Genomic DNA, 19973 nt, shown 5'->3' with positions numbered 1-19973 from the left:
CAACTATCAATATTCAAAAAATCACTTAAAAGCTAAGTGATTTTTTTATTTCATTACCTTTGAAAATTAAAACAAACTGTCTTGAATTTTACGATTAATAAAAAAGAAAAACTAAAAAGTAAAAAGCTAATAGAAAAACTCTTTAGTGAAGGAAAAACGGTTACCGTATTTCCTTTGCGTTTAGTTTATTTACCAACGGTTTTCGAAGAAAATATTAAAGCCAAAACAGGGGTTTCGGTAAGTAAACGCCAATTTAAAACAGCCGTAGATAGAAACCGTATAAAACGTTTAATTAGAGAATCTTATCGCCTTAACAAAGCCGTTTATTTTAACAACATTTCAACGCAATATGCGTTTATGATTTTGTACATTGGCAAAGAAAAACCTACTTTAACCCAAATTGAAAGTAAAATGGGCATGTTATTTGAAAAGTTTTCAGATAAAATGTCTGAAACTAAAAATTAATTTAAAATGAAACAGTTACTAAAAAAACGCTTCATCATTCCCATATTAGCTGGTGCTTTATTTTTAACCACAACTGCATTTAAAAACGATTTTTTTGAAATAGCGAAACAATTAGAAATATTCACAACGCTATTTAAAGAAATTAACATGAATTATGTTGATGAAACCAATCCTGGTGACTTAATGGATACTGCCATAAAAAGCATGTTGGCCGATTTAGATCCATACACCAATTTTATGAACGAACAAGATGTTGAAGCTGCTCGTATTAATAATACTGGCGATTACACTGGTATTGGAGCAAAAGTAAAAACCTTAAAAGATAAATTAGTAATTGTCGAGCCTTATAAAGATTATCCTGCCGATAAGGCTGGTTTAAAAGCTGGAGATGAAATTATTCAGGTTGGAAGTACCATAATTTCAAATTACAAAGAAGACGCAAGCGAACTTATTAAAGGCGCTACAGATAGTTCTATTGAAGTAACCTACAAACGACAAGGAAAAACCTATAAAGCAACCATAAAACGTGCCGAAGTAGACATTAAAGCCGTGCCTCATTTTTCAATGATTAATGATAAAACAGGATACATTGTCTTGTCACGTTTTAATAACAAAGCTAGCACCGAAACGAGCTATGCTTTAAGAGATTTAAAAGCCCAGGGTGCAACGTGTATTATTTTAGATTTGCGAGGCAATCCGGGTGGTTTGTTAAACGAAGCTATTAAAATTGTTAACCTGTTTGTTTCAAAAGGACAACTAATTGTTACTACAAAATCGAAAGTTAAAAAGTATAATAAAACCTATTACACCCAAGACGAACCTATAGATACAGAAATTCCTATAGTGGTATTAATTAACGAGAAAAGTGCATCGGCCAGTGAGATTGTTTCTGGCTCATTACAAGATCTTGATCGCGCTGTTATTGTAGGCTCTCGTAGTTTCGGAAAAGGTTTGGTACAACGACCAAAAGAACTTACCTACGGGACTCAAGTTAAAATTACTATTTCTCGCTACTATACCCCTTCCGGAAGATGTATTCAAGCTCTAGATTACTGGCATCGAGATGAAAAAGGTGAAGCTGTTCGTGTAAAACAAGAAAATTATAACGAGTTTAAAACCAAAAATGGACGAAAAGTTTTTGATGGCGGTGGTGTTTTTCCAGATGTGAGTTTTAATGCTTCTAAAAACACCTCTATTACTAACGCCATTATTAACAACGATTTAATTTTTAATTACGCGACCAATTATTATTACAAACACGATATTAAGGATATTAACAATTTGAAACTTGATAACACCGATTTTATAAATTTTAAATCTTACTTAAAAACAAATAATTTCACGTTTCAAACCGAAACAGAAAAAGCCCTTCAAAAAGCTTTTGAAACAGCTAAAAAAGAAGAATTAAACGATAATATTCAAACCGATTACAATACCTTAATAACAAACTTAAATAAGTCGAAAACAACGGTAATAGACGAGAATAAAGATTATTTATTAGACCTCTTAACAGAAGAAATTGTGAAACGTTATGTTTACAGAGAAGGTTTGTATGATTATTACAAAATAAACGACCCGAAAATTAAAAAATCGGTTGAAATACTAAGTAACCCTTCAGTTTATCTAGATTATTTAAGATAGTAAATTCTAATAACGATTCTCATAATTAAAAATACTATATTTATAGTAGATTCTATTCCCTAAGCATGAACAAATTATTGGTTTTAATATTAATAAGTCTTCAGTGTGGATTCATTTGGTCTCAAAACAAATTAACCCACGAAGTATATTTTGATACCGATAAATTTGAGGTTTCAAACACCGAAGAAAGCCGTTTATTGCTATTTATTTCTAAACTTAACGATATAGAAATCGAGTCTATTTCTATTTATGGTTTTTGTGATGATATTGGAGCTTCTACCTATAATTTAAAACTCTCGCAACAACGGGCTAATGCCATAAAAACCATTTTTTCTAGCAACGAAATTAGCGAAGATGTTATAAGTAATGTAGATGGCAAAGGCGAAGTACTTTTAAGAATTATTGAAGAAAAAAACATTCAAAAAATTCGTGGTTTAAACCGAAAAGTTGAAATTATTGTGCATCCCAAAGCACAAGAAATTGTTGAAGAAATAATAGAAAAACCCTTAAAAGTAGCCATTCCAGAAAAAAAAGATGTTGCAGAAATTATAAAAGGCGATCTAAAGGTTGGTGATAAAATAGTTTTTGAAAACATATTATTTAAAACCGGTTACAGCACCATTTTACCAGAGTCTAAAAAAACACTCGACTCTATTGCCAACGCACTTTTAGAACGCAGCGATATTTATTTTACCATACAAGGCCATGTTTGCTGCACCCAGTTTAGCAGAGATGCCATCGATAGAAAAACCAAAAAACGTAACCTCTCTGAAGCCAGAGCACAGTTTGTTTACGATTTTTTTGCTAAAAAAGGCATCAGTAAAAAACGCATGCGTGCTGTTGGTTTACGTAGAAAATTTCCGCTTGGCGGCGATCCAAAATTTGATAAACGTGTAGAAATTGTAATAAACTATGTTGGCGATTAATATTTAATCATAGCTATATGTGGTATATCGTCTTCCAAATACGTTTCACCAACTTCAACAAAACCACAATTGTTATAAAACGTTTTTAAATATGCCTGGGCAGAAATTTTAATTTTAGAAACTTTAAAATATGTTTCAATAGCATTAATAGAAGCCTTCATAATATCGTAACCATATTTATAAGCACGTTCATTTTTAGCTACTACTACCCTACCAATGCTGGAAAATTCGAAATAATCGCCTGGTTTAAAAATACGTGTATAAGCAACAATCTTATTATTTTTAAATCCTAAAACATGCAGCGCTTTTTCGTCTTTACCATCAATATCTTGATAAACACAATCTTGTTCTACCACAAAAACTTCACTTCGTAATTGTAACAAATCGTATAATTCACGCTTTGTTAGGTCGTTAAAAGATTTCATTTCTATAGTTAACATATTTAAAAAAAGTAATAATTATTTAGAATGCGTTGTTAATCCTGTACAATAATATCTTTAGCATCGGGTTTGCTAAATTCTGGTTGTATATTAACATGATTAATGTCGTATTTATGAAAAACAAGTTCTTCAATATCTTTTAAAATCTCATCGAATTGAGAAATTGAAATATCTTCATTAAAATCGATATGGGCTTCTAAATGCAATTCATCTTCATTTAATTGCCAAACGTGCACATGATGTACGTTTTTAATTTTTTCGAAAGCATTAATTTCATCTACAATCTTTTTTAAGGGAATATGATCTGGAGTAAACAGCATAAGTACTTTTGTAGAGCTTATTAACAAATCGTATCCCATATAAATAAGGTATAAGGCAATGGCAAAGGTAAGTGCAGAATCGATCCAGTAAATCTGATAAAATTTCATTAACAAGCCGCCTACTAACACAGCCACACTGGCCATCATATCGGTAAGTAAGTGCAAATAAGCACTTCGCATGTTCATGTTAGAATTTGAATCTTTTTTAAGTATTAACACACTTAAACCATTAGCAACAATACCTAAAACCGACATCCAAATAACTAAACCCGATTTAATAACTTCTGGGTTTTGAAAACGTTTAATAGCTTCAATAATTAATAAAATAGCAACAATAATTAATGTTGAAGCATTAATAAAAGCTGCTAAAATTTCGGCACGTTTAAAACCGAAAGTTCTATGAAACGAAGCTTGTTTTTTGGTTAATTTATTAGCTACATAACTCACAACCAGCGATAAAACATCGCTAAAATTGTGTAATGCATCACTTAAAAGTGCTAAACTTCCAGATATAATACCTCCTATTACCTGAGAAACGGTAATAAGAATGTTTAAAAAAATAGAAATTAAAAGATTTCTACCTTTAAAATCGGCATGATTATGCGAGTGATGGTTATGGTGGTTATGAGACATTTAAGAGCATAAAGGAATTTTATCTATTCTTGTTTGGTGTCTACCACCTTCAAAGTCGGTGGTTAAAAAAACATCAACCATTTCAATAGCTTGTTGAATTGCTGTAAATCGGGCAGGAATACATAATACATTGGCATTATTATGACTTCTTATTAAATGAACAATTTCTTTATTCCAACATAAGCCAGCGCGAATTTTTTGGTGTTTATTAGCTGTCATGGCTACACCATTGGCGCTTCCGCAAATTAAAATGCCTAAATCTGAAATTTTTTCTTCTATATCTTTACAAACCGGGTGTACAAAATCGGCATAATCGACACTATCATTACTATCGGTTCCGTAGTTATTAACAGTATATCCTTTTGATTGTAAGTGTTTTACAATGGCAAATTTATAATCGGTACCAGCGTGGTCATTTCCTATTGAAATTTTCATTTTATATATATTAAAGTAACTTGATACAAAGGTAATAATTATAAACATTGTGCATTAGTATATTCATTACTTGTTAATAACTGTTTATTACTTTTTAAAAAAAAAATATTGAATATTCGATTTTTTTTCTAATCAAGAATGTAAATCTATAAACCAAAAATTTAATTCATTTTTTTTTGCAATTTTATAAGTCTAAAATGACATCAATATAAACAGCGATTTTTAAAAAAATATTAATAATTAACAGATTTTTAAAGTTGTTAAAAACTGTTTATATAAAATTTAAAACCATTAAAAATCAATTTATTAATTCAATATAACATGTTAATTAAGTATTAATAGAACGTAAATAAATTGTAATCAAAATAAAATTTAAAAAAGTTATACCGCTATTAACAACCTATAATAACCACCATTATTTTTTTTAAAATTTTAAAAAGAAAAAGTATTATAATATAGTTAGTTGATAAGTTAATAAAATGGTTGATTTCTATCGAATTTATATATTGTAACTTATAATTTAACTTATGATAACACTAAAAAAAGTTTGTTAAATTTTAATATCGTAGCTTTGTATAAAATAAATAGCAAATCTTCTCCTAATTTGAAGCTATTTAATAACAGAATTTCCAGTATCTTAGGAAATGAAAATGATTACAAAAAATAAATGACAAGAAAGAAAAAAGGAAAATCTAAAAAAGGAATTTCCAACCTATCAAATACCATCTTAAGTATTTTAAAAAAAGACAGAAATCAAGCCTACAATTATAAACAAATTGCTGCTAAATTAGACGTTAATGATGCCAGTAGCAGAAATCAAATTATAAAAAAATTAGCCGATTTAGCTGGTAAAAAAGAGATAGAAGAAGTAGAACGCGGCAAATTTAAAGCTGTAATAACCACCGAATACCATGTTGGAAAGCTCGATTTTGCTGCTAAAAGTAACGGTTACGTTATTTGTGAAGATTTTGATGATGATGTTTTTATAGCCTCAAATAATATAAATAAAGCCTTAAATGGCGATGAAGTAGAATTTTATGTTTACAAACGTCGTCATCGCGGTAAATTAGAAGGTGAAATTACCCAGGTTTTAAAACGCGAAAAAAGCGAATATGTAGGTGTTATTCAGTTACACGATAAATACGCTTTTGTTATTGCAGATAGCAATAAAATGTATAAAGATATTTTTATTCCCATAAATAAAACCTTTAATGCAGAAGATGGTGATAAAGTTTTGGTTCGATTAGAAGATTGGCCAGAAAAAGCCGATTCACCTTACGGAAAAGTGATTCAAGTTCTAGGGAAACCAGGAGATCATAACACCGAAATACATGCTATTTTAGCCGAATACGGCTTACCTCACGAATTTCCTCACGAGGTTGAAGCCTTTGCTAATAAATTAGATACTTCTATTACTAAAGAAGAAATTGCTAAACGCCGCGATATGCGTGGAGATTTAACTTTCACCATCGATCCAAAAGATGCCAAAGATTTCGATGATGCTTTATCCTTTAAAGTAATTAAAAAAGGGTTATATGAAATAGGTATTCATATCGCCGATGTATCGCATTATTTACAAGAAGGTACTGTTTTAGATGATGAAGCTTACGAACGAGCAACTTCTATTTATTTGGTAGATAGAGTAGTACCTATGTTGCCAGAGGTTTTATCTAATAATGCCTGTTCTTTAAGACCCAACGAAGAAAAACTAACTTTTTCGGCGGTATTTCAAATAAACGATAAAGCCGAAATTAAAAACGAATGGTTTGGAAGAACAGTAACGTACAGTGATGCACGTTTTGCTTACGAAGAAGCTCAAGCAATTATAGAATCTAAAACCAATGTAATTCCTGCCGATGTTTCGTTAACAGGCGAAGCTTATTCAACGTCTCAAGATATTGCCGATGCTATTTTAAAAATGGATGATCTTGCTAAAATTATGCGTGCTAAACGTATGAGTTCTGGAGCTATTTCTTTTGATAAAGTTGAAGTGAAATTTGATTTAGACGAGCATGCAAATCCTGTAGGTGTATTTTTTAAAACCAGTAAAGATGCTAACAAATTAATTGAAGAATTTATGTTGTTAGCCAACCGAAAAGTATCGGAATTTGTTGGTAAAAAGAGTCCTAAAAAAACCTTTGTGTATCGTGTGCACGACGAACCAGACGATAGTAAATTGGCTAATTTACAAGGTATTGTATCTAAATTTGGTTATAAACTTAATTTTAAAGATCGAAAAACAACTTCAGCTTCGCTTAATTATTTATTAAAAGAAGTTAATGGTAAAAAAGAACAAAATTTAGTCGATACTTTAGCTATTAGAAGTATGAGTAAAGCCGAATATTCTACCCATAATATTGGTCATTACGGTTTAGCTTTCGATTATTACAGTCATTTCACATCACCTATACGTCGTTATCCCGATGTTATGGCACATCGTTTATTACAACACTATTTAGATGGTGGAAAATCTGCTAACGAAGAGGTTTACGAAGAGAAATGTAACCACTCTAGTAATATGGAAAATCTGGCCACAAAAGCAGAACGCGACTCTATAAAATACATGCAAATTAAGTTTATGCAAGATCATAAAGATGAAGATTTTGTAGGCGTAATTTCTGGTGTTACCGATTGGGGAATTTATGTAGAAATTATTTCAAATAAATGTGAAGGTATGGTAAGTGTGCGCGACATGAAAGACGATCATTATGCATTCGATCAAGATTTGTACGCCATGGTAGGAAGAAATACTAAAATGATGTATCAACTTGGTGACGAAGTTATAGTAAAAGTTAAAAACACCGATTTAGTTAAAAAACATCTCGATTTTACCCTTATTGGTAAATATGAAGGTTAAGAGAATGTAACATTTCTTTAAATTATAATACTTACAGTTTAAACTTGAAATTATGATTTTAACAACAACACATTCTGTAGAAAATTATAAAATTATTGAATATTTAGGTATTGTTACCGGTGTATCCAGTCAGTTAAAAATGGCTTTTTCTTTTAAAACAGAAAAAAACATGAATCTTATTTCCGATACTATTAACAAAGCTAAAGATGCTGCTTTTAATGTGTTAAAAGATAATGCTAGCAAGTTAAATGCCAATGCTATAGTTGGTATTTCTTTAGATATGGAAACAGAATCGGGCTCTTATATTTTTGTTACTGTTACCGGTACTGCTGTAAACATTGTGCCTAAATAATTCAAATATTATAAAAGACTTCCAACAACGGAATAATTATTGATTATTTACGTTCAATTAAAAAAGTAATTTTATGAAAACCATAGTAAAAGTATTAGTACTGTTTATAACAACCATGTTAACAGCTCAAAACGGCATTGAAAAAAGTATTGGCGATTTTAATGAGCTTAAAGTTTACGATTTAATAGAGGTTACACTTGTAAAATCTAATGAAAACAAAGTAATTATTAAAGGCAAGAAAAGGGAATCGGTTGTAATTAATAATAAAAATGGAACCTTAAAAATTAAAATGAAGTTTAAAGAAATATTTGATGGCAACGATACCAAAGTTATACTTCATTATAAAACACTCGATGTTATAGATGTTAACGAAGGTGCTACAGTAACAAGTACCGATGAAATTAAACAATATGAAATTGATTTAAGGGCTCAAGAGGGCGGAAGTATTAAAGTTCCTGTAAATGTTACCTATACCATTATAAAAGCTGTTACAGGCGGTATTATTGAAGTTACAGGACGCTCAAAATCTCAAGACATTAGTTTATTAACTGGTGGTATTTATAAAGCAGAACATTTAGAAACAGAAAAAACAGATGTATCTATAAATGCTGCTGGCGAAGCTTATATTAAAGCATCAAAAATTGTAGATGTAAAAGTAAGGGCAGGAGGTGATGTATTTATTTACGGTCATCCAGAAACTGTAAACGAAAGCACAATTTTAGGTGGTCGAGTTAAACGTATGGATTAAAAAAAACATTCAAAAACATTAAATAAAAACCATGAAATACTCATGGTTTTTATTTTTTATACCCATACATAAACTATACAATACCGGTTTTTAATTAAAATTTTCATTAAATTAGTTATGTAACAAATTTAATTTTTGTTTTGAAGCCAACTAAACCACTCTTTTTTTTAATAATAAGTTTCCTTTTTTTAATTGTAAATTCTCAAGAACGCCCACCAGTAGAGACTTATACAGCAAACGATTATGGAGCAGAAACTCAAAATTGGTCCATTTCTCAATCTAAAGAAAAATATATTTATGTTGCTAATAATAATGGACTTTTAGAGTTTAATGGTGCTAAATGGAAACTATACAATTCCCCAAACCAAACCATTATACGATCGGTTTGTGTAATTAACGATTATATTTATACAGGAGGCAACAGTGAGTTTGGTTACTGGCAAAAAAACAACCTTGGTTTTTTATACTATACTTCGTTATCTAAAGAATTAAATGTAAAGTTTTTAGAAGATGAAGAATTTTGGAACATCATTTCTATTGATGATTATATTTTATTCCAATCCCTCAAAAGAATCTACATTTACAATAAAACAAGCAAAACATTTATCACCATAGATTCAGATAATATTATCTATAAAATGTTTAAGGTTGATGGATATATTTATTTTCAAAAAACAAAAGTTGGTGTTTTTAAAATTGAAAATGGAAAATCTGTTTTAGTTTCCGATGATGAAATTCTAAAAAATAACAGATTAGTTAATGTTTTTTCAAAAAATGGAAATCTTCTATTCGAAACCGAAAATCAAGGGTTTTACATTCTGGAAAATAATAACTTAAATAAATGGGATATTCCTGCTAATGACATACTTTCAAAAATAAGTGTTTTTAGAAGCATTGAGTTAAACGATGGTAGTTACTATTTAGGAACCCGATCGAATGGCGTTTATCATTTAACTAAAAATGGCGATATAATTTATAACATCGATGTTATTCACGGTCTTAGTAATAATACGGTTCATGGCTTATTTGAAGATGCCGAAAATAATATTTGGTTAGCTCTGGAAAACGGTATTAACTGCATTAATTTAAAATCACCATTTAGTATTTACGAAGATAAAAATGGCAGGTTAGGTACTGTATATACCTCTAAACTTTTTAATGGTTATTTATACCTAGGTACCAATCAAGGATTATTTTATAAAAAAATTAATGTAGATGAACCTTTTAAAGGGATTGATGGTGTAAAAGATGCCGTTTGGTGTTTAGTAGAAACCGATAATATGCTGTTTTGTGGTCATGATGCTGGCATTTCTATTATAGATAATAACCTTGCTAAAAAAATTAATGGTATACAACAAGGTACCTGGAATATTAAGCCTTTTATAAACAATAATTTACTTTTATTAGGCACCTACAACGGACTCTATATTCTTGAAAAGTTAGATAATAATTGGGTCTTTAAAAATAAAATTAAAGGCTTCGATGTGTCTAGCAAATTCTTTGAAATGTATGATAACCACATTTTTGTTAGTCATGAATATAAAGGTGTTTTTAAATTAAGTATCAGTAAAGATTTTTCAAATTTTACTAAAGTTGAAAAATATCCAGAAAAAGCTAAAGAGTTAAAATCTAGTATTTTAAAATATAATAACGATTTATTATACGTAAATAAAGAAGGTGTTTTTAAATACAATAGCAAACAAAATAAATTTTTAAAAGACAGCATATTAAGCGGTTTATTTAAAAAAGATGAATATACCTCTGGTAAGCTAATTTTAAATGAAAGTACCAATATTTTATGGGCATTCTCAAAAAAGAAATTAAGTTATATAAGCCCAGACAGAATAAGTAATGTTATAAAGCTTAATCAAATTTCTTATTCTGAGTCGCTTCCTATTGGATTAACTGGTTACGAAAACATTTCACATTTAAACAACCAAACGTATTTAATTGGTACTACCAATGGTTTTATAAAGTTAGATTTAGATAAGGTTTATAACAAATCGTATGAAGTATCTATTAATTCTATTACCAAATCTACCGTTAAAAAAATTCCTGAAATTGTAAATAAAACCACAGAAAATGTCTTTAAAAATAAATACAATAATTTAAGATTTAATTACAGCATACCAGAATTTCAAAAGTATTTAGATACCGAGTATCAGTATCTTGTTGAAGGTTTGTATCCAGACTGGAGCAATTGGTCAACAAATTCATCAACATTATTAGAAAATTTACCTTACGGTGATTATGTTTTTAAAGTGCGCGCACGCGTTGGTACCAACATATCAAAAAACATTGAAACCTTTAGTTTTTCTATTGAAAGACCTTGGTATTTAGTAAATTCAATGCTACTGGTTTATGTTCTATTAGTTATTTTGTTTTCAATTTTTATGCATCATGTATATAAAAGATATTATAGAAAACAACGGGAAAAATTACTTGAAAAAACCACCCAAGAGCTCGCCTTAAAAGAACTAGAAAACAAGCAGCAACTCATGCGTTTTAATAACGATAAATTAAGACAAGACATTGAAAGTAAAAATAGAGAGCTTGCCTCATCTACCATGAGCTTAATTAAAAAGAATGAATTTTTAAATAGCATTAAAAATGAGTTGTTAAATATTGAAGGAAACAAAGCCGTTAAAAACGTTATTAAAATTATTGACAGAAACATTAACAACAGCGACGATTGGAATACTTTCGAAGAAGCTTTTAATAACGCCGACAAAGATTTCTTAAAAAAGATAAAAACAGCACATCCATCGCTTACTCCAAACGATTTACGTCTTTGTGCTTATCTTCGTTTAAATTTATCGTCTAAAGAAATTGCACCACTACTTAACATATCTGCACGAAGTGTAGAGGTGAAACGTTATAGATTAAGGAAAAAGATGAATTTGCAACATGAATCAAGTCTTACAGATTATATACTAGAGGTTTAGCCACACAACAATTAGTTTTATTACCTATACATTACAACAACATTTGTATATTTTAATATCCTTATACAAATATAGAATTCTAAAAAAACACTTTAAATATTAGGGTTTTAATAATATATACTTACTTTTTTTACAATGTATGTTTTTTGTTGAGGTTTAAAATCATAATAATTCAATCAAGCAGTCTTACTTTTATGAAAACTAAATAAATTAAATAAGAAATGAGACAAAACCTCTTTAAAATTTTAACCTTATTTTTCTTTGTTTGTGCTGGAGCACAAAGCAGAGATATAAGTGGTGTAGTTCAAGACAACTCAGGTTTTCCAATACCCGGAGTAAATGTTCTGGTAAAAAACACAACAAAAGGAGCCGTAACAGGTTTTGATGGTAATTTTAAAATTACGAATGTTGAAATTGGCTCAACAATATCATTCAGTTATGTTGGCTACATAACCAAAGAAATTATTTTTAACGATAATTCTAATTTAACAATTCAATTAGATGAAGACGTAGCTAAATTAGATGAAGTTGTCGTTATTGGGTATGGAACTCAAACAAAAAAAGAGATAACAGGAGCTGTTAGTGTTGTTGGAGCAGAAACAATTGAAGCCCTAAAGCCTACAAGAATTGAACAAGCACTTCAGGGTCAAGTAGCCGGAGTTAATATTTCAACTAATTCTGGTTCACCAGGAGCTGGTTCTACAATTAGTATTAGGGGTGTATCTACAAATGGCGATAGCAGGCCTTTAATACTGGTAGATGGTAATGTTATTGAAGACTTAAGTGTTATAAACCCTAGCGACATAGAAAGTATTAACGTTCTTAAAGATGCTACAGCTGGTATATATGGAGTAAGAGCCGCTAATGGTGTTATTTTAATAAAAACAAAAACAGGCCGTAAAAGCATGCCTTTAAGCATTGAATATAATGCTTATACAGGTTTTCAACAAACAACAAGAAAAATACCTGTTTTAAACGCAACTGAATATGGAGTGCTTGTTAATGAGGCATATGCTGCTGGAGGAAGTACTCCGCCATATTCAGATTTAACAACTTTAGGTATAGGAACAGATTGGCAAGATAAAGTATTTCAAAACGCACCAATTCAAAATCATAATATAGCATTTAAAGGTGGTGGAAAAAAATCTACATATTCATACAGTGGATCTTTTTTAACACAAGATGGTATTGTGGGCGGAAATAAATCAAATTTTACCCGTTTTACAAACAGTTTAAATTATAGTTTAGATTTTTTAGAAAACTTTAAGCTTACTTCTGGAGTGATATTAACCAGAACAAATAAACTAAATCTTAGTGAAAACGCATTAGGCTCTGTATTATTTAACGCCTTAAATATGGCACCTAACCTAACTGTTTACGATGAAAACGGTGAATTTACAATTGCTGAAGGATTAGGTAATGAAGTTATTAACCCTATCGCTCAAACGTCAGACACTTATAATAGAGGTAAAGTTTTGAGATTTAGTGGTAATGCGGGGTTATCCTATAATTTTTTAAAGCATTTTACAGCACAATCTAATATTCAATTTAATTACTCTGAGGTAACTTCTAAAATATTTAGTCCTATTGTAAACTATGGTAGCGGCAAAGTATTCAATAAAGATAGAAGCGAAGTTTTTGAAGGATTAAACTTTTATAGAGATTACACTTTCGATGCCTTTATTAAATATGAAAACAACATAAATGATATTCACAATATAAATGTGCTTTTGGGAACATCTATTTTTAAAACAACAGGAGAGTTCACTGGTTTTAGAGGATTTGATATTAAAGAAAATAACGTTGCATATGCATCTATTGCAAATGCTTCAGATGTAGAAAACATTAATAGAGCACTTGGAAGAAACCCTATATTCGATTCAAGACTTTTATCTTATTTTACCAGACTGCAATATGATTTCAAAGGAAAATATTTGTTTTCTGCAGTACTTAGAAGAGATGGTTCAACAAGTTTTGGTCCTCAAAATAAGTTTGGGTTTTTCCCATCGGGTTCAGTTGGTTGGATTGCATCAGATGAGGATTTCTTAAAAGACAACAAGGTATTCAACTTTCTAAAGTTTAGAGCCTCTTATGGAATTTTGGGTAACGACAGAATTGGCGCCTTTGGCTTTGTGTCTTTACTTAATGGAGAAGGAACTTATGTTTTTAACGATAATTTAGTCTTTGGTCTTGCCGCAGGAAGAGTTGCAAATCCAGAAATTAAGTGGGAAAAACAAAAAACATTAGATGTTGGTGTGGATATGAAATTTTTAAACAACAAAATAGACGTTACTGCAGATTATTTTAAAAGAAGAACAGAAGATTTATTAGTATCTCCAGAAGTATCTGGAATCATAGGATCAAGTGCTCCTGGTTCTAGTTCACCAATTGTGAATGCTGGAGTTGTTGAAAATAAAGGTTTCGAGTTTGCAATAGGCTATTCAGAAAGTTTTAATGAAAATTTAAAATTCTCCCTAAGATATAATATAACTACAATAAAAAACAATGTTGTTTCTGTAAGTTCTGAAGGAGGATTTCTAACTGGCGGATCTTTTGGAGTGGGTCAAGATCCACCATCTAGAATGGAGGCAGGTTTTCCAATAGGATACTTTAGAGGCTACAAAACAAATGGTGTTTTTCAAAATCAATCAGAAGTAGAAGACTATCCTGTCATAAATAGCGCGGTACAAGCAGGTGATTTAAGATTTGTTGATATAAATGATGATGGTGTTATTGATGATGACGATAAAACAGATATAGGTAATCCGTTACCAGACGCTACCATGGGATTAAATTTTTCTATAGATTATAAGAATTTTGATTTTTCTGCCTATGCATTTGCATCTGTAGGTAATGAAATAGTTCGTAATTATGAGCGTAATCAAAACCTAACGAATAGACCAGCATATTTCCTAAATCGTTGGACAGGTGAAGGTAGCACTAATAGCGACCCAAGGGTATCAACCGGAGCAAACTCAAACGGATTATTTTCAGATTATTTTGTAGAAGATGGCTCTTTTGTAAGATTACAAAATGTTCAATTAGGATATACTTTTCCAAATAAAGAAGAATCTAAAATCTCTAAATTCAGAATCTATATTTCTGCAAGCAACTTATTTACTTTAACAGAATATAGTGGATACGACCCTACCGCATCAACAGGAGCACCAATTGGTGGTGGTATAGACCAAGGATTTTATCCTAGCCCTAAAACATTTTTAATGGGTGTAAACTTAAAATTTTAATTAGCGTTATGAAAAATTTAAAATATATAATTATAGCCTTTACCATTTTAGTTTCATGTGGTGATGATTTTGTAGATGTTGCATCTCAGGACGAAAACTCCGAAGAGTTTTTTAACTCCGAAGCAGATTATCAAAATGCTTTAGTAGCAGCTTATGACGGATTACAATCTACTTATGTAAATGTTATGTTAGGTGAAATAGCTTCAGATAACACTTTATGTGGAGGTGAAAGCGCAACAGATGTAATTGGTTTTCAAGAAATTGACGACATGACCCATACACCTAACAATGCTAATTTAAGAGATATTTGGAATTGGATGTATGGTGCGGTAAACCGTGCTAATTTCATTTTAGAATTTCAAGATAAAACAGATTTCCCAAATAAAAATAATGTAATAGGACAAGCACGTTTTTTAAGAGCTTATTACAATTTTGAGCTTGTAAAATGGTTTGGAGATATCCCATTAGCAATTGATAAGCGTATAAAATTTGGAGATCAGTTTACTATAGAAAGAACACCTAAAGCAGATGTTTATGCTTTAATTGAACAAGATTTATTATTTGCAGCGGCTAATTTACCTTACACCCAAAGCGAAAAAGGTAGAGTAACAAAAGGAGCAGCTCAAGCGCTTTTAGGTAAGGCGTATTTATTTCAAAATAAATTTGATGAAGCCGCTACCGTTTTACAAGATTTAATTAATAATGGCCCGTATGATTTAGTTACAGATTACTCAACAATCTTCGAAAACGATAACGAAAACAACATAGAATCTGTATTTGAAGTTCAATACACGGATAAGGAGGGCGCAGGCTTTGGATGTTTACAATGCAGTGAAGGAAATGTGGCCGTTGGTTTTAATGGTATAAGAAATTACACAGGTCCCGTTTTTGAGTCTGGTTTTAGTTTTAATGTACCTGTTCAAGAAGCTGTTGATGCTTTTGAAGATGGAGATTCTCGAAAAGATGTGGCTATTTTAGATATTGATGCTTGGGCATCAGCCAACAATGCTACATTTTCAACAGGCTATGAGCATACAGGTTATTATAACAGAAAATACATTGCTAGACAAGGCGATTTAAACACAGGTGATGCCAACTTAACAAACCCGAACAACTACAGAGCTATACGCTTTGCAGATGTGTTATTAATGGCAGCAGAAGCATTCAACAAAAAAACATCACCAGACGATTCTACAGCTAGAACATATCTTAATAGAGTTAGAAGACGTGCTTTTGGAGATTTGCTTCACGATGTTTCAACTTCTGGAATTAATTTAACAAATGATATTTATAAAGAGCGTCGAGTTGAATTGGTTGGAGAAGGACACCGTTTCTTCGATTTAGTAAGAACAGGAAGAGCAGCACAAGAAATTAGCGGTTTTGTTTCAGGAAAACACGAAGTATTCCCTATCCCTTTAATTGAAATACAATTAGCAGGAAACAGATGGCTACAAAACCCAAATTATTAAAAAATAAAAATTGAATAATATGAAAGCATTAAAATACATACTAAGTTTTGCTTTAGTTTTCCTTCTAGGTTGTACTGAAGACGACAATGATTTAAGCTTCTTGAATTCAGCGGTTGCCCCATCAGAGGTAACAGCCTTATTTCAAGTAACACAAGACAATACAGGATTGGTAACAATCACACCAAGTGCGGTGGGTGCAACTTCTTTTAATATTACATTAGGAGACGGCTCAACCGAAGCAGTTATTTTAAAACAAGGTGAAAACACCAAACATACTTACGAAGAAGGTTCTTACACTGTAAAAATTGAAGCAGTAGGAATTACGGGTTTAAAGAGTGAAGTTACAAAAGATTTAGTTGTTTCTTTTAAAGCTCCAGAAAATGTAGTAGTAAGTATTGAGAATGATGCAGCTATAACTAAAAAAGTAAATGTTATAGCTAATGCAGATTTTGCAATGTTTTATGAGGTATATTTTGGTGAAGTAGGTAATGACAATCCAGTTATTGCCAATATTGGCGAAACGGCATCTTATGTTTACAAGGAACCAGGGACTTACTCAATAAGAGTGGTTGTTAAGGGCGGAGCTATTGAAACTACAGAGTATACCGAAGAGTTTATTGTAACTGCAATTTTACAACCACTAGAATCAGCAAAAGCACCACCTTTTAGACAAGCAACAGATGTTATTGGAATTTTTAGCGATAAGCTAAACTATGAATACAATCTTTCAAATGATTTCTTTCCTTATTGGGATCAAGGTGCAAATTGGAATGTAGGCGAATTTTTAATAAATGACGATAAAATTCTTCGCTATACAGGTCTAACCTATCAAGGCATACAACTAGGAGCTAATATTGATGCTTCTAGCATGGAATTTCTTCATATAGATATTTGGACTGCTGATGATAATAATGCAAAGATATCTCCTATTAGCGCTTCTACTGGAGAGAAGGCATTCGATTTAGATTTAACACCAAATGAGTGGACATCGTTTGATATTCCTCTATCATATTTTATAGACTTAGGCTTAAGCATGAGTGATATTGCTCAATTCAAATTTGATGGTGCACCAGCAGGCGGAACTATATTTGTAGATAATATTTATTTCTGGAGAGAGCCATCTAGTTATACGCCATTACTTTTTGATGATTTTGAAGGTAACGGAAACATTACAACATGGGCAGGCGATCAAGCAGGATTAAAAACTAATTTAGCAAACCCATATGTAAATGCCGATAATTTTTCTGATACCGTTATAGAATATTCAGATACAGGCGGACAATATGCAAATATTCAATTTGTTACAGATTCTAAATTCGATTTAACTGGAGGTAAAAGTGTCTTTGTTTTAAAAATTTATGTACCATCTTCGGGTATAACAGGAACTCAAGAAAATAAAATTTCTTTAAAACTACAAAATAGCGAATTAGGAGGTAATGTTTGGCAAACCCAAACGGAAATCATTAAACCTATTGTTCTTGATGCTTGGCAAGAAATTATATTTGATTTTGAGAATGACAATTGGGTAAATTTAAATTTTAACGGAATTGATCCAGACCCTATAGATAGAACAGATTTAGATAAAGTTGTAATTCAGGTTAATGGAGAAAATAATTTTGACAGTGTGTTAGCTTATATTGATGATTTTAAATATGGAACGATGCCTCCTTCTGATACGCCTCCTTTTGCCAGAGATGGCTTCGAAGGCAGAGGAACTATTACAACTTGGTTTGGAGACCAAGCAGGTTTAAACACTGCTTTACCAAATCCATTTATGGATTCCAATAATAATTCAGCAACGGTATTAGAGTATAGTGATACTGGAGGACAGTATGCTAATGTTCAGTTTACCGTAACACCTAAATTCGATTTAGTTGCAAAAAGTAAATTTACTTTAAAAATTTATGTACCATCTTCGGGTATAACAGGAACTCAAGAAAATAAAATTTCTTTAAAACTTCAAAACAGTGAATTAGGAGGTAATGTTTGGCAAACCCAAACAGAAATCATTAAACCTATTGTTCTTGATGCTTGGCAAGAAATTACATTTGATTTTGTAAATGATAATTGGGTAAACTTAAATTTTAACGGAATTGATCCAGACCCTATTGATAGAACAGATTTAGATAAAGTCGTTATTCAAGTTAATGGAGAAAATAACTTTGACAGTGTATTAGCATACATAGACAATTTTAATTATCACAATTAAATAAATTTAAAACAATGAAAAATATAAAATACAACATAGGCATCTTTTTTTACTTGCTTTTATTTATTAATAGCTGTCAAGAAGATAACTTTGAGGTGGGAAATATCACTGCGCCATCAAACATACAGATACAGGTAAATAAAGTTGGTGCAGATGCTAGCAACCCAAACGGAGATGGAAGCGGTACTGTTAATTTTACCGCTACCGCTGATAATGTTACAGCAATTCATTTCATAATACAGAATCAAACAAAACTTGCTAAAGGAGGTTCTGTGTCGCACGATTTTACTGTTTTAGGATTAAATACATATGCTATTACAGTAATAGCTTTTGGTACAGGAGGAGCATCTTCTAGTAAGACCATTGAAGTCGAAGTATTGTCATTATACGAACCACCAGCCGATTTATTAGACATGCTATATGGTAATGGAACGAGGGTTTGGAGAATTAAAAATGAAGCTAAAGACCATTTTGGACTTGGACCAGTAGGAGGAAATCCTTTTGAGTATTATGGAGCCAACCCAAATGATAAAGCTGCTGTAGGAATGTACGATGATAGATATATTTTTAACTCTGATGGGACATTTACACATATTGTAGACAGTACTAATGATGATCCAACTACAGATATAACAGGAACAGTTTTTGGTCGTGAAGTATTAGTTAACGAATTGGGAGGAGCAGGTGGAGGCTCTCAAGATGGAGCAGACATCCTTAATTATGGCTATAGTGATTATTCATCAAATTGGTCATTATCAGCACCAGCAGGTGTTGAAACTTTAAGTTTATCAGGAATAGGTTTTATAGGGTATTATGTTGGGGGAAATCATAAATATAAAATTCGTAGTCGTTCTGCAAATGAAATGGTTCTTAGCACAACTGATGGTAATAATCAATTTGAGTGGGGTTTTACTTTGGTTACTGAATAAGGTGTTGTTCTTAAAACATGTTAAAAAAGGAGCATCATGCTCCTTTTTTAATTTTATAACCTATTTTATTTTTCTAACCTACAACCAAAAAACTGTATTTCTAGTATAAACCTTAATTGGTAATTATGTTAAGGAAGCTAACTATAATTATATCACCACTACAATGTTGTTTTTTTCCTATACAACACCACTACATTAATGTTTTTAATGAAATAAATTTTTCGTTTAGTTTTCTATAAATAGCGTTACAAATATGCGTATAAATTGATTTTTTAATTGTTTTAATGTTATTTTTTTATCATGTATGCTTTTTGTTGAGGTCTTTTTTATTAAGTTGATAATTAATTGTTTTAATTTTA

Annotated in this window: 14 protein-coding genes; 11 read left to right on the top strand and 3 right to left on the bottom strand. The window is 31.0% G+C overall.

The genetic code is table 11. From position 1 onward, the window contains the following. The first annotated feature begins 81 nt into the window (after positions 1-81). The 3 genes from rnpA (at position 82) to AW14_RS03860 (ending at position 3032) form a co-directional block, all read left to right on the top strand. Positions 82-465, top strand: a complete 384-nt coding sequence (gene rnpA / locus AW14_RS03870) for a ribonuclease P protein component (RefSeq protein WP_044637624.1) — start codon at positions 82-84, stop codon at positions 463-465. A 6-nt stretch (positions 466-471) separates the two neighbouring features. Further along, positions 472-2106 (top strand): S41 family peptidase, encoded by a 1635-nt coding sequence (locus AW14_RS03865; protein ID WP_044637623.1) that lies wholly within the window; start codon positions 472-474, stop codon positions 2104-2106. A gap of 65 nt (positions 2107-2171) precedes the next feature. Beyond that, positions 2172-3032, top strand: coding sequence for an OmpA family protein (locus tag AW14_RS03860; protein WP_044637622.1), 861 nt, complete (start codon positions 2172-2174; stop codon positions 3030-3032). Here AW14_RS03860 and AW14_RS03855 read toward each other — a convergent pair. Genes AW14_RS03855 through rpiB form a run of 3 tightly spaced genes read right to left on the bottom strand, consistent with a single transcriptional unit; the run spans position 3029 to position 4860 of the window. Continuing rightward, positions 3029-3472: a GNAT family N-acetyltransferase gene (locus AW14_RS03855; protein WP_044637621.1), complete on the bottom strand. Its 444-nt coding sequence runs from the start codon at positions 3470-3472 to the stop codon at positions 3029-3031. The two genes, AW14_RS03860 and AW14_RS03855, sit on opposite strands and share 4 nt — an antisense overlap. A 35-nt stretch (positions 3473-3507) precedes the next feature. Next, the gene (locus tag AW14_RS03850) at positions 3508-4425 is read right to left on the bottom strand and encodes a cation diffusion facilitator family transporter (protein ID WP_044637620.1); all 918 of its coding nucleotides are present in this window, start codon (positions 4423-4425) and stop codon (positions 3508-3510) included. Next, positions 4426-4860 (bottom strand): ribose 5-phosphate isomerase B, encoded by a 435-nt coding sequence (gene rpiB, locus AW14_RS03845; protein WP_044637619.1) that lies wholly within the window; start codon positions 4858-4860, stop codon positions 4426-4428. Between the two features lie 667 nt (positions 4861-5527). Here rpiB and rnr point away from each other — a divergent pair. The 8 genes from rnr (at position 5528) to AW14_RS03805 (ending at position 19614) form a co-directional block, all read left to right on the top strand. Beyond that, positions 5528-7717, top strand: a complete 2190-nt coding sequence (rnr, locus tag AW14_RS03840) for a ribonuclease R (protein ID WP_044637618.1) — start codon at positions 5528-5530, stop codon at positions 7715-7717. Between the two features lie 52 nt (positions 7718-7769). Next, positions 7770-8069, top strand: a complete 300-nt coding sequence (locus AW14_RS03835; RefSeq protein WP_044637617.1) for a YbjQ family protein — start codon at positions 7770-7772, stop codon at positions 8067-8069. A 73-nt stretch (positions 8070-8142) separates the two neighbouring features. Then, positions 8143-8817, top strand: a complete 675-nt coding sequence (locus AW14_RS03830) for a head GIN domain-containing protein (protein WP_044637616.1) — start codon at positions 8143-8145, stop codon at positions 8815-8817. 140 nt (positions 8818-8957) lie between these two features. Continuing rightward, on the top strand, positions 8958-11762 hold the full coding sequence (locus AW14_RS03825; RefSeq protein ID WP_044637615.1) for a two-component regulator propeller domain-containing protein: 2805 nt from the start codon (positions 8958-8960) through the stop codon (positions 11760-11762). Between the two features lie 221 nt (positions 11763-11983). Beyond that, a complete protein-coding gene (locus tag AW14_RS03820; RefSeq protein WP_044637614.1) occupies positions 11984-15007 on the top strand; it encodes a SusC/RagA family TonB-linked outer membrane protein in 3024 nt (1007 codons plus the stop codon). Between the two features lie 8 nt (positions 15008-15015). Further along, the gene (locus tag AW14_RS03815) at positions 15016-16476 is read left to right on the top strand and encodes a RagB/SusD family nutrient uptake outer membrane protein (RefSeq protein WP_044637613.1); all 1461 of its coding nucleotides are present in this window, start codon (positions 15016-15018) and stop codon (positions 16474-16476) included. Between the two features lie 19 nt (positions 16477-16495). Then, on the top strand, positions 16496-18685 hold the full coding sequence (locus AW14_RS14405; RefSeq protein ID WP_052647424.1) for a hypothetical protein: 2190 nt from the start codon (positions 16496-16498) through the stop codon (positions 18683-18685). Positions 18686-18699: 14 nt separating this feature from the next. Beyond that, positions 18700-19614: a hypothetical protein gene (locus tag AW14_RS03805; RefSeq protein ID WP_044637612.1), complete on the top strand. Its 915-nt coding sequence runs from the start codon at positions 18700-18702 to the stop codon at positions 19612-19614. The last annotated feature ends 359 nt before the right edge of the window (positions 19615-19973 follow it).

Source organism: Siansivirga zeaxanthinifaciens CC-SAMT-1 (genome assembly GCF_000941055.1).
In the GTDB taxonomy this organism is placed as follows: domain Bacteria; phylum Bacteroidota; class Bacteroidia; order Flavobacteriales; family Flavobacteriaceae; genus Siansivirga; species Siansivirga zeaxanthinifaciens.
Note: the sequence above shows the minus strand (reverse complement) of the source record. Positions and strands in the feature narration are given on the sequence as shown.